Annotated in this window: 13 protein-coding genes and 1 pseudogene; 3 read left to right on the top strand and 11 right to left on the bottom strand. The window is 58.1% G+C overall.

Features of this window, described 5'->3' with window-relative positions; all coding sequences use genetic code 11:
• Positions 1-174: 174 nt before the first annotated feature.
• A complete protein-coding gene (locus FJ951_RS03050) occupies positions 175-1,053 on the top strand; it encodes a sulfotransferase domain-containing protein (protein ID WP_140513519.1) in 879 nt (292 codons plus the stop codon).
• A 98-nt stretch (positions 1,054-1,151) separates the two neighbouring features.
• On the opposite strand, the gene FJ951_RS03055 is transcribed toward FJ951_RS03050, so the two are convergent.
• From FJ951_RS03055 to FJ951_RS03095, 8 genes are all read right to left on the bottom strand, one after another.
• The gene (locus tag FJ951_RS03055) at positions 1,152-3,215 is read right to left on the bottom strand and encodes an acyltransferase family protein (RefSeq protein ID WP_181171809.1); all 2,064 of its coding nucleotides are present in this window, start codon (positions 3,213-3,215) and stop codon (positions 1,152-1,154) included.
• A 289-nt stretch (positions 3,216-3,504) separates the two neighbouring features.
• Positions 3,505-4,722, bottom strand: a complete 1,218-nt coding sequence (locus FJ951_RS03065) for a glycosyltransferase family 4 protein (protein WP_140498434.1) — start codon at positions 4,720-4,722, stop codon at positions 3,505-3,507.
• 6 nt (positions 4,723-4,728) lie between these two features.
• Positions 4,729-6,660 carry a sulfate adenylyltransferase subunit CysN gene (cysN, locus tag FJ951_RS03070; protein WP_140513523.1) on the bottom strand — a complete coding sequence of 644 codons (1,932 nt, stop codon included), beginning with the start codon at positions 6,658-6,660 and terminating at the stop codon, positions 4,729-4,731.
• A complete protein-coding gene (cysD, locus tag FJ951_RS03075) occupies positions 6,660-7,655 on the bottom strand; it encodes a sulfate adenylyltransferase subunit CysD (RefSeq protein WP_224619688.1) in 996 nt (331 codons plus the stop codon). The genes cysN and cysD overlap by 1 nt, the downstream gene beginning before the upstream one ends.
• Positions 7,656-9,059, bottom strand: coding sequence for a lipopolysaccharide biosynthesis protein (locus FJ951_RS03080; RefSeq protein ID WP_224519136.1), 1,404 nt, complete (start codon positions 9,057-9,059; stop codon positions 7,656-7,658).
• Between the two features lie 288 nt (positions 9,060-9,347).
• On the bottom strand, positions 9,348-11,168 hold the full coding sequence (locus tag FJ951_RS29070) for a sugar transferase (RefSeq protein WP_140513525.1): 1,821 nt from the start codon (positions 11,166-11,168) through the stop codon (positions 9,348-9,350).
• Between the two features lie 371 nt (positions 11,169-11,539).
• On the bottom strand, positions 11,540-12,643 hold the full coding sequence (locus FJ951_RS03090; protein ID WP_140513527.1) for a glycosyltransferase family 4 protein: 1,104 nt from the start codon (positions 12,641-12,643) through the stop codon (positions 11,540-11,542).
• Between the two features lie 17 nt (positions 12,644-12,660).
• Complete coding sequence (locus FJ951_RS03095) at positions 12,661-13,644, bottom strand: sulfotransferase domain-containing protein (protein ID WP_140513529.1); 984 nt, start codon at positions 13,642-13,644, stop codon at positions 12,661-12,663.
• A gap of 433 nt (positions 13,645-14,077) precedes the next feature.
• Between FJ951_RS03095 and FJ951_RS03100 the strand changes: the two genes are divergently transcribed.
• Positions 14,078-14,977 carry a formyltransferase family protein gene (locus tag FJ951_RS03100; protein WP_140513531.1) on the top strand — a complete coding sequence of 300 codons (900 nt, stop codon included), beginning with the start codon at positions 14,078-14,080 and terminating at the stop codon, positions 14,975-14,977.
• Between the two features lie 57 nt (positions 14,978-15,034).
• On the opposite strand, the gene FJ951_RS03105 is transcribed toward FJ951_RS03100, so the two are convergent.
• From FJ951_RS03105 to FJ951_RS03115, 3 genes are all read right to left on the bottom strand, one after another.
• Positions 15,035-16,063 carry an NAD-dependent epimerase/dehydratase family protein gene (locus FJ951_RS03105; RefSeq protein ID WP_140513533.1) on the bottom strand — a complete coding sequence of 343 codons (1,029 nt, stop codon included), beginning with the start codon at positions 16,061-16,063 and terminating at the stop codon, positions 15,035-15,037.
• Positions 16,060-17,409 (bottom strand): UDP-glucose/GDP-mannose dehydrogenase family protein, encoded by a 1,350-nt coding sequence (locus FJ951_RS03110; RefSeq protein ID WP_140513535.1) that lies wholly within the window; start codon positions 17,407-17,409, stop codon positions 16,060-16,062. Before FJ951_RS03110 ends, FJ951_RS03105 begins: the two co-directional genes overlap by 4 nt.
• Positions 17,410-17,948: 539 nt before the next feature.
• Entirely contained in the window at positions 17,949-18,623 is a 675-nt protein-coding gene (locus FJ951_RS03115) for a hypothetical protein (RefSeq protein ID WP_140498426.1), read from the bottom strand.
• 606 nt (positions 18,624-19,229) lie between these two features.
• On the opposite strand from FJ951_RS03115, the pseudogene FJ951_RS03120 reads away from it, so the two are divergent.
• A pseudogene (locus tag FJ951_RS03120) lies at positions 19,230-19,609 on the top strand (molybdate ABC transporter permease subunit); the annotation flags it as partial.

A 19,609-nucleotide genomic window follows, 5' to 3' on the forward strand; every position in this document is an offset into this window, starting at 1 on the left:
CTCCCATCAGTCCGGGCCAGCCAGCTAGCTAGGTCTCGCTGCACCGACGCAATGGCTTACAATGGCGGAGATTAAAATGGTCGCTTGAGTTTCGGTCCGGCGGTCCCGTTCTTCGGGCACTTCATTGTTGACGCCGCCAATGCGCCAAACTCACGCTAGCAGAGGAAGCTTTCTATGCTCGGACAGTTGAAGAACAATCTTCGCGACGCTACCTTTTTCCTTGGCGAAGCCGTCGTTCCAAAGAAAATACGCTACTCGGGTCCCCTGGGAGCGTTGCGCCGCCAGATGATCTTTTGGTCGCGAGACTCCTTTGTGCTTTCATACCCGAAATGCGGTAGAACGTGGCTGCGCACCATGGTTGGCCGCGTCATCGACAAACACTACGGCCTTAACCTGCAGAATCCGATGGAAATCCAGCATTTCTGGAAGATCTCATCGAATATTCCCTGCATCGGCTTTTCTCACGACGACAGCCCAAACCTTAAGCGTCCCAGCGAAATCCAGGTCGATAAGTCAAAATATTCAGGAAAAAAGATCCTATTTCTGGTTCGGGATCCGAGAGACGTGCTTGTTTCATATTATTTCGACGCAACGCACCGAATGAAGGTGTTTGACGGAACGATCAGTGAGTTTCTTGCCCAGGATGTCGGCAGCATTGATTCCATCATAGCGTTCTACAACGCTTGGGCGCACAACCGCGATAAGGTGAAGGCATTTCAAATGCTGTCCTACGAACATATGCGCCAAGCTCCAAAATCGGCGCTTCGCACGGCGCTAGATTTTCTGGGCATTCAGGGCGTGCCGGAGATGATCCTCGATGAGGCGACAACCTTTGGCTCTTTCGAGAATTTGCGAAAGATCGAAATGGCAGACGCTTTCGGTCACGAAAGAATGCGCCCGACGGACCAGTCGAATCCCGACAGTTTTAAGGTGCGCCGGGGTAAAATTGGCGGTTATGTCGACTATTTCAACAGAGACGAGATCGCTTACATGGATGAGAGAATTTCCAGCTCTTTGGACCCGTATTTCGAAATATACCACCGCAAGGCATAGCGTCGAGCTCTACTGCAAGGGGAAGCCTTGTCGCTTCCGTGCTGGGACGTCGCATAAGACTTCCCGGTCGAAAAAGTCCACGGCTCTTCCTTCGCCTGTCATCGGTCATTTCCCCACCGTGCTTTGATGGCGTCCATGATCAAAACGTTGAGCTTGGACGCCCCGGTCTCGCTGAGATGGTTATCGTCCCGATAAAAAATCTGAGAGCCTCGATTGGCGAAACAGCGCTGTTGATCGCAGAAGGCCTTCTCCGGATACACACGCACGAGATTTGGATCGGATCCGACATTATCGTATAATGCGTATGTCCGTTGCGTTCGCCGGCGGAAATCCCCGTAGGAAACCGAAATCGGGTCCGCCTGCATATAAGCTGCAGGATCGTTCTGGCGTCTGGCCCGCATGAGAAGCACCTGCGGGACGTTCCAACCCATCTCCGGGACAGGATAGACTAAGACAACTTTCACCCCGCGCTCCAGAAGTGTGTTTATGGTGCGGGAAATGGCCGTGGCGACTGCAGCCGGATCGGCGGGCCCGGTTTCACCCAGCTTGGCCAAATGCGGGTGATCGTCGCCCGGCTCGATTCCCCCCTCGCCATTGTTGTAACGGCTCTGCTCCACGAGAATGGGGAGACGCCACAAGAGCACGGCTATCGGTCGCTTCAGCCTGCCTACGTAGTCGAGCCTCTTGTCATTGTAGTCGCCTGGACAACCCGGTTGGTCCACGTCAACCCTTTGCAGACCGAGGAGAAATACGCAGCCGCCTCGATTGAGCGGTGTGAACGAGGCGATATCTCGGTAGTCATCGAGGCTGTCTCGCATCGGACCAAGCAGAGTGCGAGCGTGAGAGTCACCTAAACTAACAAGAGCATAGCCCTCGGGATTCGAGCCATGAAAGGTACAAGGGCCCTGTTCAGGCGCAAAGTTGAGACAGCTCTTCCCGTTCTGAAAGATCTGAGCCTCGCGAATATCGGATGCAGCGGCAATCGGGGCCAGGCCGTCCGCAAAACGGCTTGGCATGCCATTTTGGACATACCAGTAGTATCCGCCGCCGCTGAGTAACACGGCCCCCAGTGAGGCAATCAGCCATATAACGCGCTTGCTGGTTCGCTTTCTGCTGCGAGTCGGCATCTCAACGAAGCGGTAAGTCGCAGTGGCAAGTATGACAGACATCAAAATCCAACAAAATACCATCGTTCCATCGACAGAATTGGTCACACTCAATCTGCCGAAAGCAAATATCGGCTGGTGCCAAAGGTAGAGGGAATATGATATCAGGCCGACAAATACAAATGGCTGGGAGGAAAGCGCTCGTGTAATGGGATCGCCGTGCCCTGTATACCAGATAAGCAATGCCGTTCCTGCAACCGGGATCAACGTTACAAGTCCTGGGTGATGCCACTGCGGCCTCATCAGCGGCACCGAGCAGATCAGGAGCGCCAAACCGACCGCAGGCGCGACTCGCGAAGAGCGCATCGACACAAGCCGGCCGCCAGTCAATTCACGTCTTGCCAGAAACACCCCCAACCCTAGTTCCCAGATTCGGGTTGGCAGTAGAAAAAAAGATGCGTCCGGGAAATGCCGCGTCATCCACTCCGCAAGAATGAACGAAACGACGAGCCCAATGCACAGGATGGCTGTTAAAAATTTCCGAGAAAATTTCCACACCAGTAGAAGAAAGCAAGGGAAGATCACGTAGAACTGTTCTTCGACCCCCAAGCTCCAGGTGTGAATTAATGGACGAAAAAGATTGTCGGCTGCGTCATAGCTCGCAACATGCCAGAAATATAGATTGGAGGCTGAAAACACGGTTGCCAAAAGGCTCGCCGAATAGTCTCTAAAGGCACTCGGCAGCATATATAGCCAAGCGAAGGGGATCGTTACTGCTAAGACGGTATACAGCGCAGGTAGGATCCGTCTCGCGCGACGCTCGTAAAAATTGGCGAACGAGAAAGTCCCATCCATGACTTCCCGCTGTACAATCGAGCCAATCAGATAGCCGCTAATAACAAAAAAGACATCAACGCCAATAAAACCGCCCGCAAAGGGGTCAAGGCCCGCGACGCGAAGCCCTGAATGGTAGAGGATCACCAGAACGACTGCGATCGCCCTCAGGCCGTCAATTTCGCGGCGATATCCAACTTGACCGGCCGGGGTCGTGGCCACGATCCCACTCTGGGCAGCTCCCGTGTCTTGGTTCGCATTGCGAGCAGGATGATGGGCTTCGTACGGCAGACCTCGATCAATGCTGAGGGAACCATATGTCAATGGCGCAGCTGACTTTTCGTGAAACTCACTCATGTCAAAGGAGGCCCTTCCCTTGGATGCGTCTATCAGGATGCCGGCGTGCTGACGCTCGGATCGGCCTGAAGCTGCTGCTGCAGCCAGGTCGTTGTGCTTTTTGCGGCTCCGATGACAAGGAAATCGATGTGCTCACCCGCATTGCGAAAATCCTTTAACCGCCGATTTCGCTGGTTAGGTCGGTCGCCAAGCCGGCTTTGCGGGAGCAAAGCGCCCTGTCATAGATCTTCATGACATTTTCGACATGGCGGTGCGTGCTGTAGGAGAAGAAGGCGTGGTCGCGGGCTGCATCGCTGATCCGGGCCCAGAGCGGCGGATTGGACAGCAACCGCGATAGCGGCTCCATGAAGGCCCCGGCGTCTTCCGGTGTGACCAGAAATCCGGTCCGCCCGTTCTCGATAGCTTCCGGATTGCCGCCATGATCGGTTGCAACCACCGGCGTCCCAAGAAACATCGCCTCGATAAGGGTTCGGCCGAAGGGCTCTCCCATGGCGGGAACCACCAGAACATCCGTTGCCGCGAGGAAAGGTTCGATCGGGTTGCGAAAACCCATGAAGCGCACCGTTTGGCCGAGCCCGCGCTCGGCGCAGCGCACGCGGGCGGCCGCTTCAAGATCTTGCGAGCCCGCGGGTGAATTCCCGAACACGCAGCCGACGACCGGGATTTGCGGATGCTCCCGCACGAAACGATCAAGGATATCGATGAAGAGGAGCGGCCGCTTTCGTTCGATCAGCCCGCCGATGAAGCTCAGGACGCGTGTTCCTGGTGCAAGGCCTAGCTCGTCCAGAAGTGCGGCCTTGGCCGCGATCCTGTCAGGCACAGTCGACGGATGGTCGAAGGGACTATGGATGACGCTGAGCCGTCCCTTGAGGGATCTGATCGGATGCCGCGGTCGCGAAAATCGCGACACCGTCACCATGCGATGCGCGATGAGCGGCGCAAGCACGTTAGCGCCCTTGGCGTCGGGGTCGCCGCGATGATGCCAAACCAGCCGAGCACCTGCCAGCCTCGCCGCAATGCCCCAATTCACATGCGTCCTGCCGTCATTGGTGTGAACGATATCGAACTTCTGCTCCTTGATGAAACGCCGCATGCGCGGAAGCGTACTGGTCAGATAGGTCATGACATCGCCGGGGATTATTCCCTTTCCAGGCGAAGTCGTCGGCAGCGGAAAACCCGTGAAGGGCTGGCCCTCCATTTGCAGAAAGGCCGCCAGAGGCCCGGCCGTTTCCTGAAGCACCAGAATCGGAACGACCTTCGATGTATCGAGGTTCTGGATGAGCTTGAGCGCCGAGATGTGGCTTCCACCGACATCATCACCGATAAATGGAAAGCAAACCCGTATCGGCCCTTGGCTAGCTCCTCCAACCATCGCCTGTTACCCGGTCGCGGTTCCGAGGTAGCTGCCTCGTTCGAGGTAGCTGACGATCACTTCCGCGGCCTCCTCGGCGCTCAGATCCGGCGTAACCGTGATCTGTGGCGCTTCCGGGCGCTCATAGGGACTGCCGATGCCCGTGAAATTCTGGATCAACCCATTTCGGGCGCGTCGATAAAGGCCCTTCGGGTCGCGGCTTTCAGCGACCTCCAGTGGTGTGTCGATGAAGATCTCGATAAACTGCCCTGGGCCGAAGAGGTCGCGCGCCATCCGCCGCTCCGCCTGGAATGGCGAAATGAATGAAGTGAGCGCTATCAGCCCCGCGTCGACCATCAGCTTGGCGGCCTCGGCGACGCGACGAATGTTCTCCACGCGATCCGCGTCGGTAAAGCCGAGATCTCGATTCAAGCCATGGCGAACATTGTCGCCGTCCAGAAGGTAGGTGTGCCTGCCGATCGCATGGAGGCGCTTCTCCACGAGATTCGCGATCGTCGATTTTCCGGAGCCCGACAGGCCTGTGAACCACAGCACCACGGGCTTTTGACCTTTGGCGATCGCCCGCGCATTCATGTCGACATCCAGTGCTTGCCAATGGACGTTGTTCGCCCTGCGCAGACTGAAGTCGATCATTCCGGCACCGACCGTGTGGTTGTTGATCCGGTCGATGACGATGAACGCGCCGGTTTCGTGCACGTTGGAGAACGGGTCGAAGGCGAGCGGCGCCTGTGTCGTCAAGTTGACGAAGCCGACGTCGTTCTTCTCGAGCGTTTTTGCTGCCAGTTTTGCAAAATTATTGATGTCAACCCGGTGTTTTATCTGCGTAACGCTCGCACCCACCACGCTGGTGGCGAGCTTGATCAGATACGGGCGGCCGGGGATCAATGGATCCTCGTGCATCCAGAGCAGATGGGCCGCAAACTGGTCTGACACTTCCGGGCGCTCCGCCGCCCCCGCCAGGACGTCGCCGCGAGAAACGTCGATCTCGTCTTCGAGCGTCAGCGTGACAGCCTCGCCGGCCGCTGCCTCCGACAGGTCTCCGTCCTGGGTGACGATGCGCTTGACCAGGCTCGTCACGCCGGATCGTGCCACGACTACACGGTCTCCCGGCCGGATCACGCCGGCGGCGATGGTGCCGGCAAACCCGCGAAAGTCGAGGTTCGGGCGATTGACCCATTGCACCGGCATCCGGAAAGGCGCGCTACGGCGGTCTCGTTCCACCTCGACGGTTTCCAGATGCTCGATGAGCGTCGGGCCCCGATACCAGGGCAGGTTCTCGCCTTTCGAAAGAACATTGTCGCCATAACGCGCCGACAGCGGGATGGCATCCAGAGACGCGAAGCCAAGCGGTTCCGCGAAGCTTCGATAGGTCGCCTCGATCTCGTCGAATACCGTTTGCGAATAATCGACCAGGTCGATTTTGTTGACCGCAAGGACGACATGCCGGATTCCGAGCAGCGAAACGATGAAGGAATGTCGGCGTGTCTGGGTCAGAATGCCCTGCCGCGCATCGACAAGAATGATCGCCAGGTCGGCATTGGATGCGCCAGTAGCCATGTTGCGGGTGTATTGCTCATGGCCGGGCGTGTCGGCGACTATGAATTTGCGCCGTTCCGTGGCGAAGAAACGATAGGCCACGTCGATCGTAATGCCCTGTTCGCGCTCGCTGGCCAGACCGTCGACCAGAAGGGCGAAGTCGAGATCGCCGCCGGTTGTGCCGTGGCGTTGGGAATCGCGGGTAAGTGTGGCAAGCTGGTCTTCCATCAGCAGCTTCGTGTCGTAGAGCAGCCTGCCGATCAGCGTCGACTTGCCGTCGTCCACGCTGCCGCATGTCAAAAATCGCAGCAGGCTCTTCTTCTCGTGGACAGCAAGATATTGCGAAGTGATCTCGTCTATCGAAGAAGATTCGAGTTCCGCGGTTTGAGCAAAACCCAGCATCAGAAGTACCCCTCGCGCTTTTTCTTTTCCATCGAGGTTGCCTCGTCATGGTCGATCAGCCGACCTGATCGCTCGGAGGTCCTCACGACAAGCATTTCCTGGAGCACTTCGGGAACAGACGCGGCAGTGCTTTCAGTGGCCGCGGTGAGGGGATAGCAGCCAAGCGTGCGGAAGCGTACCGAGCGCATTTCGGGGGATTCGCCTGGGCGGAGCGGCAGACGATCGTCGTCCACCATGATCAACTGTCCGTCGCGCTCCACCACGGGGCGTTTGGCCGCGAAATACAGCGAGACGATGGGGATGTTCTCCCTCATGATGTACTGCCATATGTCGGTTTCGGTCCAGTTCGAGAGAGGAAAGACCCGGACGGACTCCCCTGGTTTCAGCCGGCCGTTGTAGAGGTTCCATAGTTCCGGGCGCTGGTTCTTTGGATCCCAGCCATGGCTATCGCTGCGCAGCGAAAACACCCGTTCTTTCGCGCGGCTCTTTTCCTCGTCGCGCCGCGCGCCGCCGAAAGCGGCGTCGAAGCCGAGCGAGGTCAGTGCCGATTTCAGCGCCTCCGTCTTCATGATCTGCGTGTAGGTCGACGAGCCATGTGTAAATGGCGTGATCCCTTCGGCCAGGCCGGCCTCGTTGCGACGCACCAGCAGCTTCAGGCCAAGCCGCGCGACAGTCTCGTCGCGGAAACGGATCATTTCTTTGAATTTCCACGTCGTGTCGATGTGGAGAAGGGGGAACGGCAGTTGCGACGGATAGAAGGCCTTCATCGCGAGATGGAGCATTACGGCCGAGTCCTTGCCCACCGAATACAACATCACCGGGTTGCGCAGTTCGGCGACGACCTCGCGAATGATATGGATTGATTCAGCCTCGAGTCGTTGCAGATGTGTGAGCCACGAAGGAGAGGAAGGCGAGCGCCGCTGCGCTGCAGGCAAAGTGACCAGGGCTTGAGGTGCCTGGGCTTGAGGCGCAAGAGCTTGAGGTGCAAGAGACATCTAGATCGCCTTTGAAGGGGCAAGACTTGCTTGGTTGAGAGCGTCCGCCGGCGGGGTTTGCCGGTCGGGATGATGGGCGGTCTTGAGCGCCTGTCGCAACGAAAGCGCCAGGCCGAAGGCCCACAGAATGCCCAGGACGATATGGGCAATATTGCCCCCCATCGCGCCGATCCGCGGGATGAGCAGGAGGGCCGTCACGTGGAAGGCGGCTGTGGCAACGACAACAATGCGCAACACCTCACGTTGCCGGCCCATGGCAAGCAGCGCCGAGCGGGCGGCTGAGCCCGAAAGCACGAACGTGACCGCCACCATCTGCACGATGACGAGGCTGGCTGCGCCTATGAACTCCGGTCCCGCGGTCCAGGCGAGCAGCGGCCGGATGAGCACCGCCACGACCAGGACGCAAATGACGCCAAAGCAGAGCAGCATGGCTTCGGTCTGAAAGATCACCCGCTTGAATTCCTCGATGCTGCCTTTTGCCCAAAGGCGGGCGACATCGGGATAGAGAACGTTTTGCACCTGCGGGCCTACTTGCTGGCCGACGCGGCCTATACGCTTGGCGATCTGGTACAAGCCAGCCGAGGCCGGGTCGGCTAGCCATCCCACCAGCAGCGTATCGAGTTCTTGCGCGCTCGCGCGCAAAGTGAGTGAGATGTTCGACGACCACGCGAAATTCCAGATGCCAGGGAAGCGGCGTGTGATGCCGGCCAAAGGCGCGCCCAGGACATTGTGGACACCCTGCCTGTGTAGCGCGCGCATGGTCAGCGTCAGGAGCGCCAGGGAGCCGAGGATCTGCGTTCCGGCCCAAACCGCCGTGAAGTAAGCGAGATCGCCGTTGAGCAGCACGCCGAGCAGACACAGCAATACGCGCAGAACGGCGTTGAGCAGCTGCCCATAGGCGAGGAGGCGAAAGTTGCCGGCCATGCGTTGGACAGCCACGGGGACGCCGGAAATCTGAAATAGCAGAACGCTGGAGTAGAGAACAAGAAGATGCACAATTTGCGTCGACCAACCGAAAACCGGCGCAATGAGAAGGGCCGCGCCAATGGCGACGACCCAGGCGCTGACAGCGGCGCCGACATCGATAAGCAGGCCGAACTTCATGAGGACGCGCAAATTCTCGTGGCCCTCGGATGCGTTCATGCCGGCTGCGTATTTGATAATTGGCTGCCACGACTGGAAGCTGACAACGCGCTCGACGACCCTTGTGAACGCGATGATCAATGCAAGCTCACCATAGTTCGTCACGCCAAGCGCTCGTGCTGAAAGCGTAAAGGCTACAAGCGCCAGCAATGAGCCAAGAAAATTGCCGGTCAGAAGGTGTGCGATATTGGCCAGGCGCGTGCGGCCCGCACTCTTGCGCCTGGCAGCTTGCAGCACCCGTCGAGCCAGTCTTCCGATCATCGCAACCGTAGCCAAAGTCGCCCCGCTCATTCTTGATCGGCAGTACGCGTCCCTTGGTCGTTCTCCGGGATTGTTTCTGCCGATGCATCCATCATCGGCAGAAACCAGAAAGCCGCCACGACCAAGTTTGGTCCTGTCGCAACCCCAATAAGCTAGGACCTGATCGCCGCTACGACCGATGGCCTACCCCATTAGCGGTAGCAGCTTCATGGCCGTTTTATCGCTAAATATATGCGGAACAAAAAAGTAGAATTATAAGACATACCGAACTAATAAAGAGAAAATTGCCTAGATATTTGGCTTTGTAAATTTAAATAAAAGCAAACGGCTCCATATCCTATTAATCTCCTCGGGATGAAGCACGACATATATGGTGCGCCTCTTTCGCTGTTGGTCGAGGATTGATCTAAGGTTGGATCCGGTAAGAGATATGCCGAAATCCGACGGGCCCGAATAGGCTTGGCCGAGCATGCGATCCAGCATCAACTCTCCCAAGGCCGGAGTGTAACGCGCAGAGCTCCAGTACCACCGCATCGTCTGATGACGATCGCCCGGATCCGGAATGTCTTCCATTGTAACGGAGTTATAGCCGCTAAAATCCCACAGTTTCACTTCAGACGTGGCTGTCTTGGATGCGTTGACCTGACTTACGGTATACGTCAGATCCACACGCCAGCGGTCGTAAACCGGGAGTAGCCCCATGGCCCTGAGTGCTTCCATCTGACGAGCATGTATCGGCGAAATGAAGAGCGTGACGTCTACTCCAGCGGCGGTGAGACGATCCAGCAGGTCATGCAACAGGCCGATTCTGGTGATGTCATAATCGAAGCTGCCGGGAGACGAAAACTCCGCCATCAACCGATTCAGCCTCTGGTCGGACACCTGTCTGTAGCTGTAATTATGTGCCAACATGATCTGGTGAAAACCGTCTTCCTTGTCGGTCTCCCGAAATCCAATGCTGTTGGCGTGCACCGTCCGCAAAGCGTCGATAAAGCTTTCGGGGGAGAACAGGGACCGCGCATAAACGATAGGCATTGGAACTCCGGCAAAGCCGGACTCCGGAAAATCTTGGGTTTCCGTTCGGTCCGCCTCAAACATGGAGAAATCGAGATTGACGATCATCCGGCGGGGTGCGCCGTGAGCCAGGGCGAACATGCCAATGTCATAGAGTTCGACCATGCTCGCATGCGGAACCGCGGCATTGTAGGCCTTCAGCCTAGCTAGGCTCGGTCCGGCGGGATCAAGCCCGACGCGCGCCCGTGAGCCGCCGAGGATCAAAGTGTCGTAGTCGGTGAGCCATAGACGTAGTGAGCGCTCGGCTGTCGTACCGATCGAAAGGCGATGTGTCTTTTCGGCATTGAAATCAGGAATCTCCAGATGATGGTTGATCCCATATGGATCGACAACAAAAACGAAAGCGGCAGTCCCAAGTTCTAGCAGAATACCGATGGCTGCAACCCTTGCGGCCAACCGTGGCAGGCGCGATCCAGACGTCCTCAACGGCCCGCCCGACTGCAAAACCTGCGAGCCCATGAACTCGGGCATGGTGGCGTGTCCCGCGGCGCTGATCCCCTCTCGGGTGAAGATCTTGTAAAAGGTCAGGCAGAGAATTTTCAGGTCAAGTGCGAAGGTCCGGTGATCGACATACCAGACGTCCAGGACGAAGCGGTTCTCCCAATCAAGTGCGTTGCGGCCGTTCACCTGCGCCAAACCTGTGATGCCGGGAATGACTTGGTGACGACGCGCCTGCTCAGGGCTGTAGCGGGGGAGATACTCCATCAAGAGGGGACGAGGCCCGACGAGGCTCATCTCACCCCGCAATACATTGATCAATTCGGGCAGCTCATCAAGGCTGCTTGCGCGCAGAAAGCTGCCAAAGCCAGTCAGCCTGTCAGCATCGGGAAGCAGCCGGCCATGACGATCCCGACGATCGGTCATCGTTCTGAACTTGATTATCTTGAATGGTTTCCCGTGCAGGCCGGGACGTTCCTGGCGGAAAAAAACAGGCCGCCCAAGAAGCAGCGCGACTGCTATTGAAAGCACCGCGATGAAGGGCGACATCAGCAGCAGAAGGCAGGCGGCACCGAGCAGATCGAACGTGCGTTTCATGAGCGATGCTCCTTTCATCGGCATGCCTGCCGCAGCTCGCTGATACGTCCTCTGGCCAACCGCAAGGCTTCGTAGTGGTCAAAAGCCAGGCCACGCGACGGGACACAATCTCGAAGTCTACATGTGCCTTGTGTCTTGAGACCGATCCCAATCAGGGACGATGTGCGGGCATTGCCTTCCACGCGCGACAGGTCGCCGCTTTTATTTACATTGGCTGTAAAGTGCGCCTATCAAAGATCATTCTCCGGATGAACATCAGGATATGTGCGCCAGATTTGAAAACGCTCGAGGTGTTCTTGTCCGGCATTGGATATTTTCATCCGTAGATCACGAACCTGAATAACTGAGTTCGTGATCGATTGCCTTCACTTTCAGAATTTCGTCAAAGCGGAGTCCCATTTTTCCGCAATCTGCTGCATTGAGAACCGATCGATCGTTTTCCGGGCCGATCTACCCATTTTGTGGCGAAGAGCATTGTTTCGCATCAGGCATGCCATCGCGGATGCCAACTCGGCAACATCGTCGACTGGTACCAGCAGACCCGAAACGCCTGGTTCGATGATTTCGGATGGACCGAAATCGCAGTCCGTTGCGACGACGGGCAGGCCTGCCGCCATCGCCTCGATCAGCACGTTGGGAAAGCCTTCGTAGCGTGACGGCAGGACAAAGAGGGAGGCGTCGCGCGCCCATTCGCCCGGACGCTCGGTAATGCCGGCAAGCTTTACCCTGTCCTCCAAATCCAACGCATCGATCTGACGTTGAAGAAGAACCCGATCAGGTCCCTCGCCGAAGATTGTCAACGCCCATGCCGGAAATTCGCTGGCGACTTTAGCAAACGCCTTTATCAGCGTGTCGAAGCCTTTCTGTTCCACCAGGCGTCCGACGGCGACCAGGCGAAACATCTCATTGCCATGGTCTTTGCAGGCATCGGTCGCCTCGCACGGATTTCCGATGACCTCGCAAGGATTTCCGATAACGTGGGCTTTTTTTCTGAGCGTATCCGGAAGCGTCTTGACAATCGCATCAGTCTGCATGACGAGCCGATCCGCCTGCCGAAGTATGATGCCAGAAACGAGCCGCCAAGCGGCGTGTTTCTTCTGCGCTTTGGGATTGTTTCTTTCCGAGATAATAACCCGGATGCCAAGATTCTTCGCCGCCAGCAGGCAGAGAATATTAATCTTTGTTAGAAATGAAACGATCAGAGTGGGCTGAAGCTGCTTGAATTCCGCGCGCAACACGACCACGCGCCGCAAGCTGCGGACAAATCCGAGTTTCGAAAGCCGCGAAGCTCCATCCTCTACAAGTCTGTGGACAGTGACCTTCGGGTGCAGGGCAAAATAGCTCTTGTCTTGCTCTCCCACGAAAGCAAATAGATGGACTTCATCTCCGCGCCTGCATCGATCTGCGGCAAGCAGACTGACGACGCGCTCCGTCCCTCCTGCACCCAGGCCCGCCTGCACAATCGCAAGTCGCATTTACTCCCCTCTTAACGTCAGGACGTCGATGGATTGTTTCCATACTTCTCGGCGATCTCCGCCAAGTTGCTGCATGGATTGGTGGAAAGGGATTCGACGACAGGAAGATCTCTCTTGATCGTCTCGCCTTGGCCGTGTTCATCCATGAATTGGCGGCGAAGTTCATACCAGCCGCATGCGAGCCGCGTTCCGCCACGGGCAAGCAGTTCGATCGCGGCTGGAGTTAGCCAGTCGATGCAGGTCTGCTCAATGAGTTCGGCTTGCGCATCACTAAGATGATCGGAAAAGCCGCCGACCTTGCCGGGACGCGCATGCTGGCTTTCGCCATCGTGGGCCGCTAGGCCGCCCGCCATCTCATGCTCACGCATTACATCGAAACGCGAGGCGTCGATAGAATCCTGAAGCGCGCGCACGGACGGTGTGTGGCCGAGAAATCTCAGGATACGCGTGCAGGCACCCATAGGGTCTTCCGTCAGTTCCCCATAGCCCAATACTGCACTTACGTGATGCTTTAGACCTCTACCCCAATCATTCAGATATACTATCAGAGCCGGCAGGCCTTGTTCGCGATCGGCAATGAACGCGTCCATGGTGCCTTCGAAGCAGCGTTTGTGACGTGTGGCATCGAAATAAGCTGACACGATTACGTCGCGCGGATCTCGAGTCATGAAGATGATGGGTCGGTTGAGAAAAAGCGAGCGTCTATAGGTGAGGTGCGAAACCAGGACGAGCGGCACACGATGGCGCTCATCTGTGTAACGAAAAGCCGGGATGCCCCTCGTCGGATCGAGATCGAAATCCGGAAGAACCTCGAACATTGGCGAAAGATGGACATTTTCGCCGTTGGCGTGGCGACGAAAGTATTCCGAAAGGATATGTCTAAGCTGGGTTGCTCCAGATTCGGGATAGGAGACAAGAAACGCGTCTGCGCCCGACGCAGCCCAGGTCATCCTGATCCGGGCGTCGATCTTATGCAATGTCAGACGGGTGGTCGTCAGCATGGTGACAGGTCTTCAGTCCTTGGGGATCGTAGCGCAGCATGTATGACGTCGCAGTCGAAGGACGCGATGGGCGGGCTGCCGGCCATGGCCTTGAGTGGTACCGCGCAATCTTCGTAGCGGGACGAAAGCACAAATGCGTCGGCGTCCAGAAAGCAGGATCGCCATGCGTAGCAGATCAGATCCGCCCTTCCCGACTGTAGTGGCGCTGCGATCCAGAAATGCCAAGCCGGCGAAGCTGTCCATCGCGTATTCCAATCCCGCTGTCGCAACCCCTAAATACCCAGCTTTCTTTGAAGGGACGAGTTGCACATAGGGATGCATCGCCGGCTGCCGTTTACCTCTAAAGGAGGACTTGGGCGCAGAAACGAAGCAGACAATAGAAGAGATCTGTGTCCATCTATCGCTCACGCCGGTGAGTTGGAGCCTTGAATTCATGCGCATAGCCTTTGTCGGTGCGGTGGAGGGATCTCGGGTCGCATTCGATGCCCTTGTCGAAGCTGGCATGACGCCTTCGCTGCTTGTCACCCTTGCGGGCGAAGCTTCCAAACGCCATTCCGATTTCGTCGATCTGGCGGGGCCGGCACGCCTGGCCGGGGCCGCGGTCCACCTGACCAAGGACATCAATGCGCCCGACACGATCGACAGGCTCGAAGCCGAGCGGCCCGATTTGACGATGGTGGTCGGCTGGTCGCAAATCTGCCGCGGCGAATTTCGCTCGGTCGCCCGATATGGCTCGATCGGCTTTCACCCGGCGCCGTTACCGCGTTTTCGGGGCAGGGCGGTGATCCCCTGGACGATCATTGCGAATGAAAAGGAGACGGGCTCGACTTTCTTCCGGCTCGACGAGGGTGTCGACAGTGGCCCTATCGTCCTCCAGAAGCTTTTTGCCGTGGCACCGGACGAGACCGCGCGCTCGCTCTACGACAAGCACAAGCAGGCACTGTTCGAGATGACGCCGCTTGTCGTTTCGGCGATAAGTCGTGACAAGGCCGTGGGCGTCGCGCAGGACGAATCCCTTGCCAGCTATTGCGCAAAGCGCACGGCCGATGACGGAATAATCGACTGGAGCGATGCTGCCGAGAATGTCCTTCGTTTCGTCCGCGCCGTCGGCGATCCCTATCCGGGCGCCTTCACTTTCACTGCCGGTGCCAAGATCGTGATCGACAAGGCGCGCATGTTTGCCCCGCCTGGGCGCCATATCGGGCTGACCGGCCAGGTCCAAACTCATACCGACAGCGGCTTTACAGTGCTTTGTGGAGACGGAGCCGCCATTGAGGTGACATCCTGGCATGGCGAAAGGCCCAGGATACATGCCAAGCTGGCCTCGGCATGACCAACCTGTGTCGCGCCAAGGACCTAGGCGCGTGCACGGAGCACAGGTCTGCGCGCTTCAGGCGGCGATTGTCGGCCGCGACGGCCGTTCTTCCAGATACCAGCGTACGAAGGCGGTCACCCCGTCCTCGACGCTGGTGCAAGGGCGAAAGCCCGTAAGGGCCTCCAGCAGGCGGGGGTCGGCATAGGTTGCCCGCATGTCGCCAGCCTGCATCGGCAACATCTTGCGGATGGCGCGTTTGCCCAGGCAGTTCTCGATCGTCTCGATGAAAGGCAGCAGCCCGACAGGCTCGCCGCCGCCTATGTTGACGACACGCCACGGCGCGACGGGTGACAGCGTGTCGACGACGCCGGGAGCGGACGCCGCGCGACCTGTCGCCGGCGTGCATTCGACGAGTCGGACGATGGCTTCGACGAGATCATCGATATAGGTGAAATCGCGCTTCATCAGGCCTTCGCCATACACTTCGATCGGACGGCCGTTCTCGATCGCGTCGACAAATTTGAAGAGCGCCATGTCGGGCCGGCCCCAGGGGCCGTATACGGTGAAGAAGCGGAAGCATGTGGTCGGCGTTCCGAAGATATGTGAATAGGAGTGCGCCATCGCCTCCATCGCCTTCTTCGTGGCCGCATAGAAGGTTAACGGCCAATCAGCCTTGTCGGTTTCGACGAATGGCATCTTGTCGTTCGCTCCATAGGCCGAGCTCGTGGACGCAAGGAGCAAATGCCGGGGCTTGAGATCACGCGCAAGCTCAAGGACGTTGAACGAGCCGACGAGATTGCTGTCCGTGTAACTTCGCGGATTGTCGATTGAGTAGCGGACACCGGCCTGCGCGGCCAGATGCACGATCACATCGGGCCGGGCGTAGTCCGCGGCGCGGCGAAGGGCATCCAGGTCTTCCAGTTGGCCGATATGGGCGCGAAAGGCGTCGTATCTTTGAAGCAGGGCGTGTCGGGACTGCTTCAGGACGATGTCATAGTATGGCGTCATGCCGTCGAAGCCGGTGACGCGATGACCGTCGTCGAGGAGCCGGCGCGCCAGGTGAAAACCGATGAATCCTGCGGTGCCGGTGACCAGATACCTCATTCCGCGGCCGCGGCGAAAACTGCCTTGTCTCCGACCGCTCCCTCACCGATATTCACGTACTCGAAGCCGTGCTTGGAGATGTCTTCCCGCCGGTAAATGTTGCGCAGGTCGACCACCACCCGTTTCGACATCGTGCGGGACAGTCGTTCAAAATCCAGGGCGCGGAACTGATTCCACTCGGTCACGATGACCAGCGCGTCGGCGCCCTCGGCGCATTCATAGGCGCCTTCGGCATAGCTTACGCTTGTGCCGAGCACGATTTTCGCCTGTTCCATGCCTTCGGGGTCATACACTCGGACATGTGCTCCAAAATCGATCAAGGCCTGGATGATCGAGAGGGAAGGCGCTTCACGGATGTCATCGGTGTTGGGTTTGAAGGTAAGACCCAGCAAGGCCACTGTCTTTGCACGGACATCTCCGCCGCAGGCAAATACGATCTTGCGCGCCATGGTGCGTTTTCGCTGGTCGTTCACGGCAACCGTCGTTTCGATCAGGCGCAATGGCGCGCCGCTGTCCTGCGCCGTCTTGACCAAAGCCAGCGTGTCTTTTGGAAAACAGGATCCTCCATAGCCCGGGCCGGCGTGCAGGAACTTTGAGCCGATGCGATTGTCGAGCCCGATGCCCCGTGCTACCTCGCGCACGTTCGCGCCCACGCTCTCGCAGAGATCCGCGATCTCGTTGATGAACGTGATCTTGAGCGCCAGGAAGGCGTTGGCCGCATATTTGATCAGCTCGGACGTGCGGCGGCCGGTAAACAGGATGGGTGCCTGGTTGAGATAGAGCGGCCGATACACCTCCGCCATCACCTCCCGGCCACGCTCGTCCGACGGGAGGCCGATAACGATCCGGTCTGGTCGTTTGAAGTCGTCGATCGCGGCTCCTTCGCGCAGGAATTCCGGGTTGGAGACGACGGCCACATCGGCCAGGGGATTGCATTGGCGAATGATCCGTTCGACCTCATCCCCCGTGCCCACCGGCACCGTGGATTTGATTGCCACCACGGTGAACCCGTGAACAGCGGCCGCGATTTCCCGGGCCGCTTCGTAGACATAGGACAGATCGGCATGGCCGTCGCCTCGCCTCGAAGGCGTCCCGACCGCAATGAACACCACGTCCGCATCGGCGACTGCCGCTGTAAGCATGCTGGTGAAGGTGAGCTGGCCGCTCGCGGAATTCTTGTCGACGAGGTCGTCGAGACCTGGCTCATAGATCGGCATTCTTCCGGCCTGGAGATCGGCAATCTTGGCCTCCGCCTTATCGACGCAGACGACTTGATGGCCGAAATCAGCCAGGCAAGCGCCCGATACAAGACCCACGTAACCCGAACCAACAATCGCGATGCGCATGTAACCGCCACTCTGATGATGACAACTGACGCGATTAAGCCAGCAGCGGCCAAGAAAATGGAGTGCGCAATCGGATAAGACATTACCACTTCCGAGACCTGGTATGGGCCCGGACGGTCGTCTGGCGCGGTTTGACAACGCTAAGTGCTGATGGCCATTGCAAATGGACGAGACGAGATGATCTGGCGCGTAGCCACGCTCGGCTGCAAGCCGGCTGACGGCGCTTTATTGGCGCGTCGATTGCTTGAGTTCATTTTCCGTCAAAAATTCCGGTCGGCTGCCGTTTGGTCTTCTTGCCATGTTCCTAGAGGTAGCTCGGTTCTCGCTTCAACTTGCCGTCCGGGAGCCGAGTCAGGAAATTGCCCTCGAACAGCCTCGCCTGAGCTTGATAGATCTTCGTCCGGGTGAGACGGCGCGCTGGAGTGTTCTGCCGTGACGAACAAGGCTAGGCAGAGCACGCCGAGGCCGGCAGGGCGATTTTCCGGTCCATGCAATGGAATTGTTGCAGGGGCTGCGCGGTCGCGTTTGCCGGCGAACATTCAAAGAATGTAGCTGTGGGCCTCGCTTTCCGTCGCACTGTCAGCCGCGGAGACAGGCTTGGCGAAGAGGAAGGCACCATCTCGCGAGAACAGATCCGCCGGCATCATCTGGAACTCGCGCTGCGAATGCGGGACATCCAATTCACGATCGACAATATGCCAGAGGCTGTTGAAGAACGATCCGTCGGCTTGCCTCATGCTTTCCCCCCGAAGCGGCTTTCTCGATGAGAAAACCGTTGCTGGATTGGCCCACATGTCGGCAATGGCGATATCGTAATAGCCGGGATGCGCGGCATTGGGTTTGATAATCGCGAAGGGCGTGTTCTTTTCCGGCCAGCCTACGCGGCCCACGGTCAGGCACTCTTCCGGCTCGGGCAATCTTGCCTCCACAAGATAGGCCAGTGCCGCATCGATGCCGCCGATTTCCGAAACGACGCACGATGTCAGTCCCGCGCGGGCAAGCTGCATCAGCTTTCGAGCCTCTTGTTCATCCATATCGGCCCATCTCAGGAAAGCCATCCATTGCTGGTGCAGGCAGTCGTCCTTGGCCTGGCAAAGAAGTCGTCCTGCCTCCAAAGCGGATTCGACCCTCCTCCTGTCCGCCTCCGCGAAGGCTTCCCGCGCAGGGCGAATTCGGCCGGCAATTTCCATCAGGTCATTTGAGATGTTTTTCATATCCTCCTCCCCAGGCGGATTTCTAATCTGATTTATGCGCTCCATGATGCGTTGGTTTTGTATTGCGTAGAAGGCCATCACGGGAACGCGTGAGATATCTTAGTGGCGTGGCCAACCTATTCTTTTGAGCAAGGGTCCCACTTCCGACTGTCGGCTGATCCGCGCGCGATTGTGTTCGCTACTACTTGCTGCCATAGCTTCGCTTTCGTCATTGTCGGCGTCGCCTGGTCCACAAGACGACGTCTGCAAATTCTGCCGTCCGATCCGCCGAACGCCGTCTGCCGGGCGGTATGCGCGCGGTGGATGCTCGGGACCCAACGCTGGTCGCGACATGCAAACTTCTGGCTTAATTTTTCGACGATTGAAGAATGCGCGTACCCTATCATTTCGGTTATGGTGCTCATCCAACCAGACCTGGAGACCTGCGCAGTAAGGAGTAGTCAGAAGAGCTGGAGAAAGCCCGAATGACGGCGAAGGAAGAAAATCCACACGCCTTTGGGCGAATGGAAGTAGGCGCCGTATCTTTCAACGAACTTGCACGCCCAAGGCTCTTGAAGTCATAGCGAAGGGCAATCTGGCTTGAAGAGTGGGGCGATCCGGAACTCCATGACAGCAGTGGCCATCACAGCACCCGCTCGGGCGGGTTGGCGGTTTCGACAGCCGAGCGTCATTCCGGGTTTCGGATTGACGCTCGGCTTCTCGCTTGCCTACCTGACCCTCATCATCCTCATTCCGCTGTCGGGGCTGATCTGGCGCTCTGCGGCGCTGGGTTGGACCGATTTCTGGGCGATCGCCACCGACCGGCGCACCATCAACGCGCTCCGCATCAGCTTCGGCACCGCCTTTGTCGCGGCCGCCGTCAATGTCGTGTTCGGCACGCTGGTCGCCTGGGTGCTGGTGCGCTACCGTTTTCCCGGCCGCCGCATCGTCGATGCCATGGTCGACCTGCCCTTCGCGCTGCCGACGGCGGTGGCCGGCATCGCGCT

Origin of the sequence: Mesorhizobium sp. B2-2-3, from assembly GCF_006442405.1 — a bacterium.
GTDB lineage: Bacteria > Pseudomonadota > Alphaproteobacteria > Rhizobiales > Rhizobiaceae > Mesorhizobium.

Bases quoted from the DNA above. Each gene is read 5' to 3' on its own strand.
- FJ951_RS03050 (WP_140513519.1), top strand. From the start codon at position 175: ATGCTCGGACAGTTGAAGAACAATCTTCGCGACGCTACCTTTTTCCTT.
- FJ951_RS03065 (WP_140498434.1), bottom strand. From the start codon at position 4,722: ATGGTTGGAGGAGCTAGCCAAGGGCCGATACGGGTTTGCTTTCCATTT.
- cysN (WP_140513523.1), bottom strand. From the start codon at position 6,660: ATGCTGGGTTTTGCTCAAACCGCGGAACTCGAATCTTCTTCGATAGAC.
- cysD (WP_224619688.1), bottom strand. From the start codon at position 7,655: ATGTCTCTTGCACCTCAAGCTCTTGCGCCTCAAGCCCAGGCACCTCAA.
- FJ951_RS03080 (WP_224519136.1), bottom strand. From the start codon at position 9,059: ATGATCGGAAGACTGGCTCGACGGGTGCTGCAAGCTGCCAGGCGCAAG.
- FJ951_RS29070 (WP_140513525.1), bottom strand. From the start codon at position 11,168: ATGAAACGCACGTTCGATCTGCTCGGTGCCGCCTGCCTTCTGCTGCTG.
- FJ951_RS03090 (WP_140513527.1), bottom strand. From the start codon at position 12,643: ATGCGACTTGCGATTGTGCAGGCGGGCCTGGGTGCAGGAGGGACGGAG.
- FJ951_RS03095 (WP_140513529.1), bottom strand. From the start codon at position 13,644: ATGCTGACGACCACCCGTCTGACATTGCATAAGATCGACGCCCGGATC.
- FJ951_RS03100 (WP_140513531.1), top strand. From the start codon at position 14,078: ATGCGCATAGCCTTTGTCGGTGCGGTGGAGGGATCTCGGGTCGCATTC.
- FJ951_RS03105 (WP_140513533.1), bottom strand. From the start codon at position 16,063: ATGAGGTATCTGGTCACCGGCACCGCAGGATTCATCGGTTTTCACCTG.
- FJ951_RS03110 (WP_140513535.1), bottom strand. From the start codon at position 17,409: ATGCGCATCGCGATTGTTGGTTCGGGTTACGTGGGTCTTGTATCGGGC.
- FJ951_RS03115 (WP_140498426.1), bottom strand. From the start codon at position 18,623: ATGAAAAACATCTCAAATGACCTGATGGAAATTGCCGGCCGAATTCGC.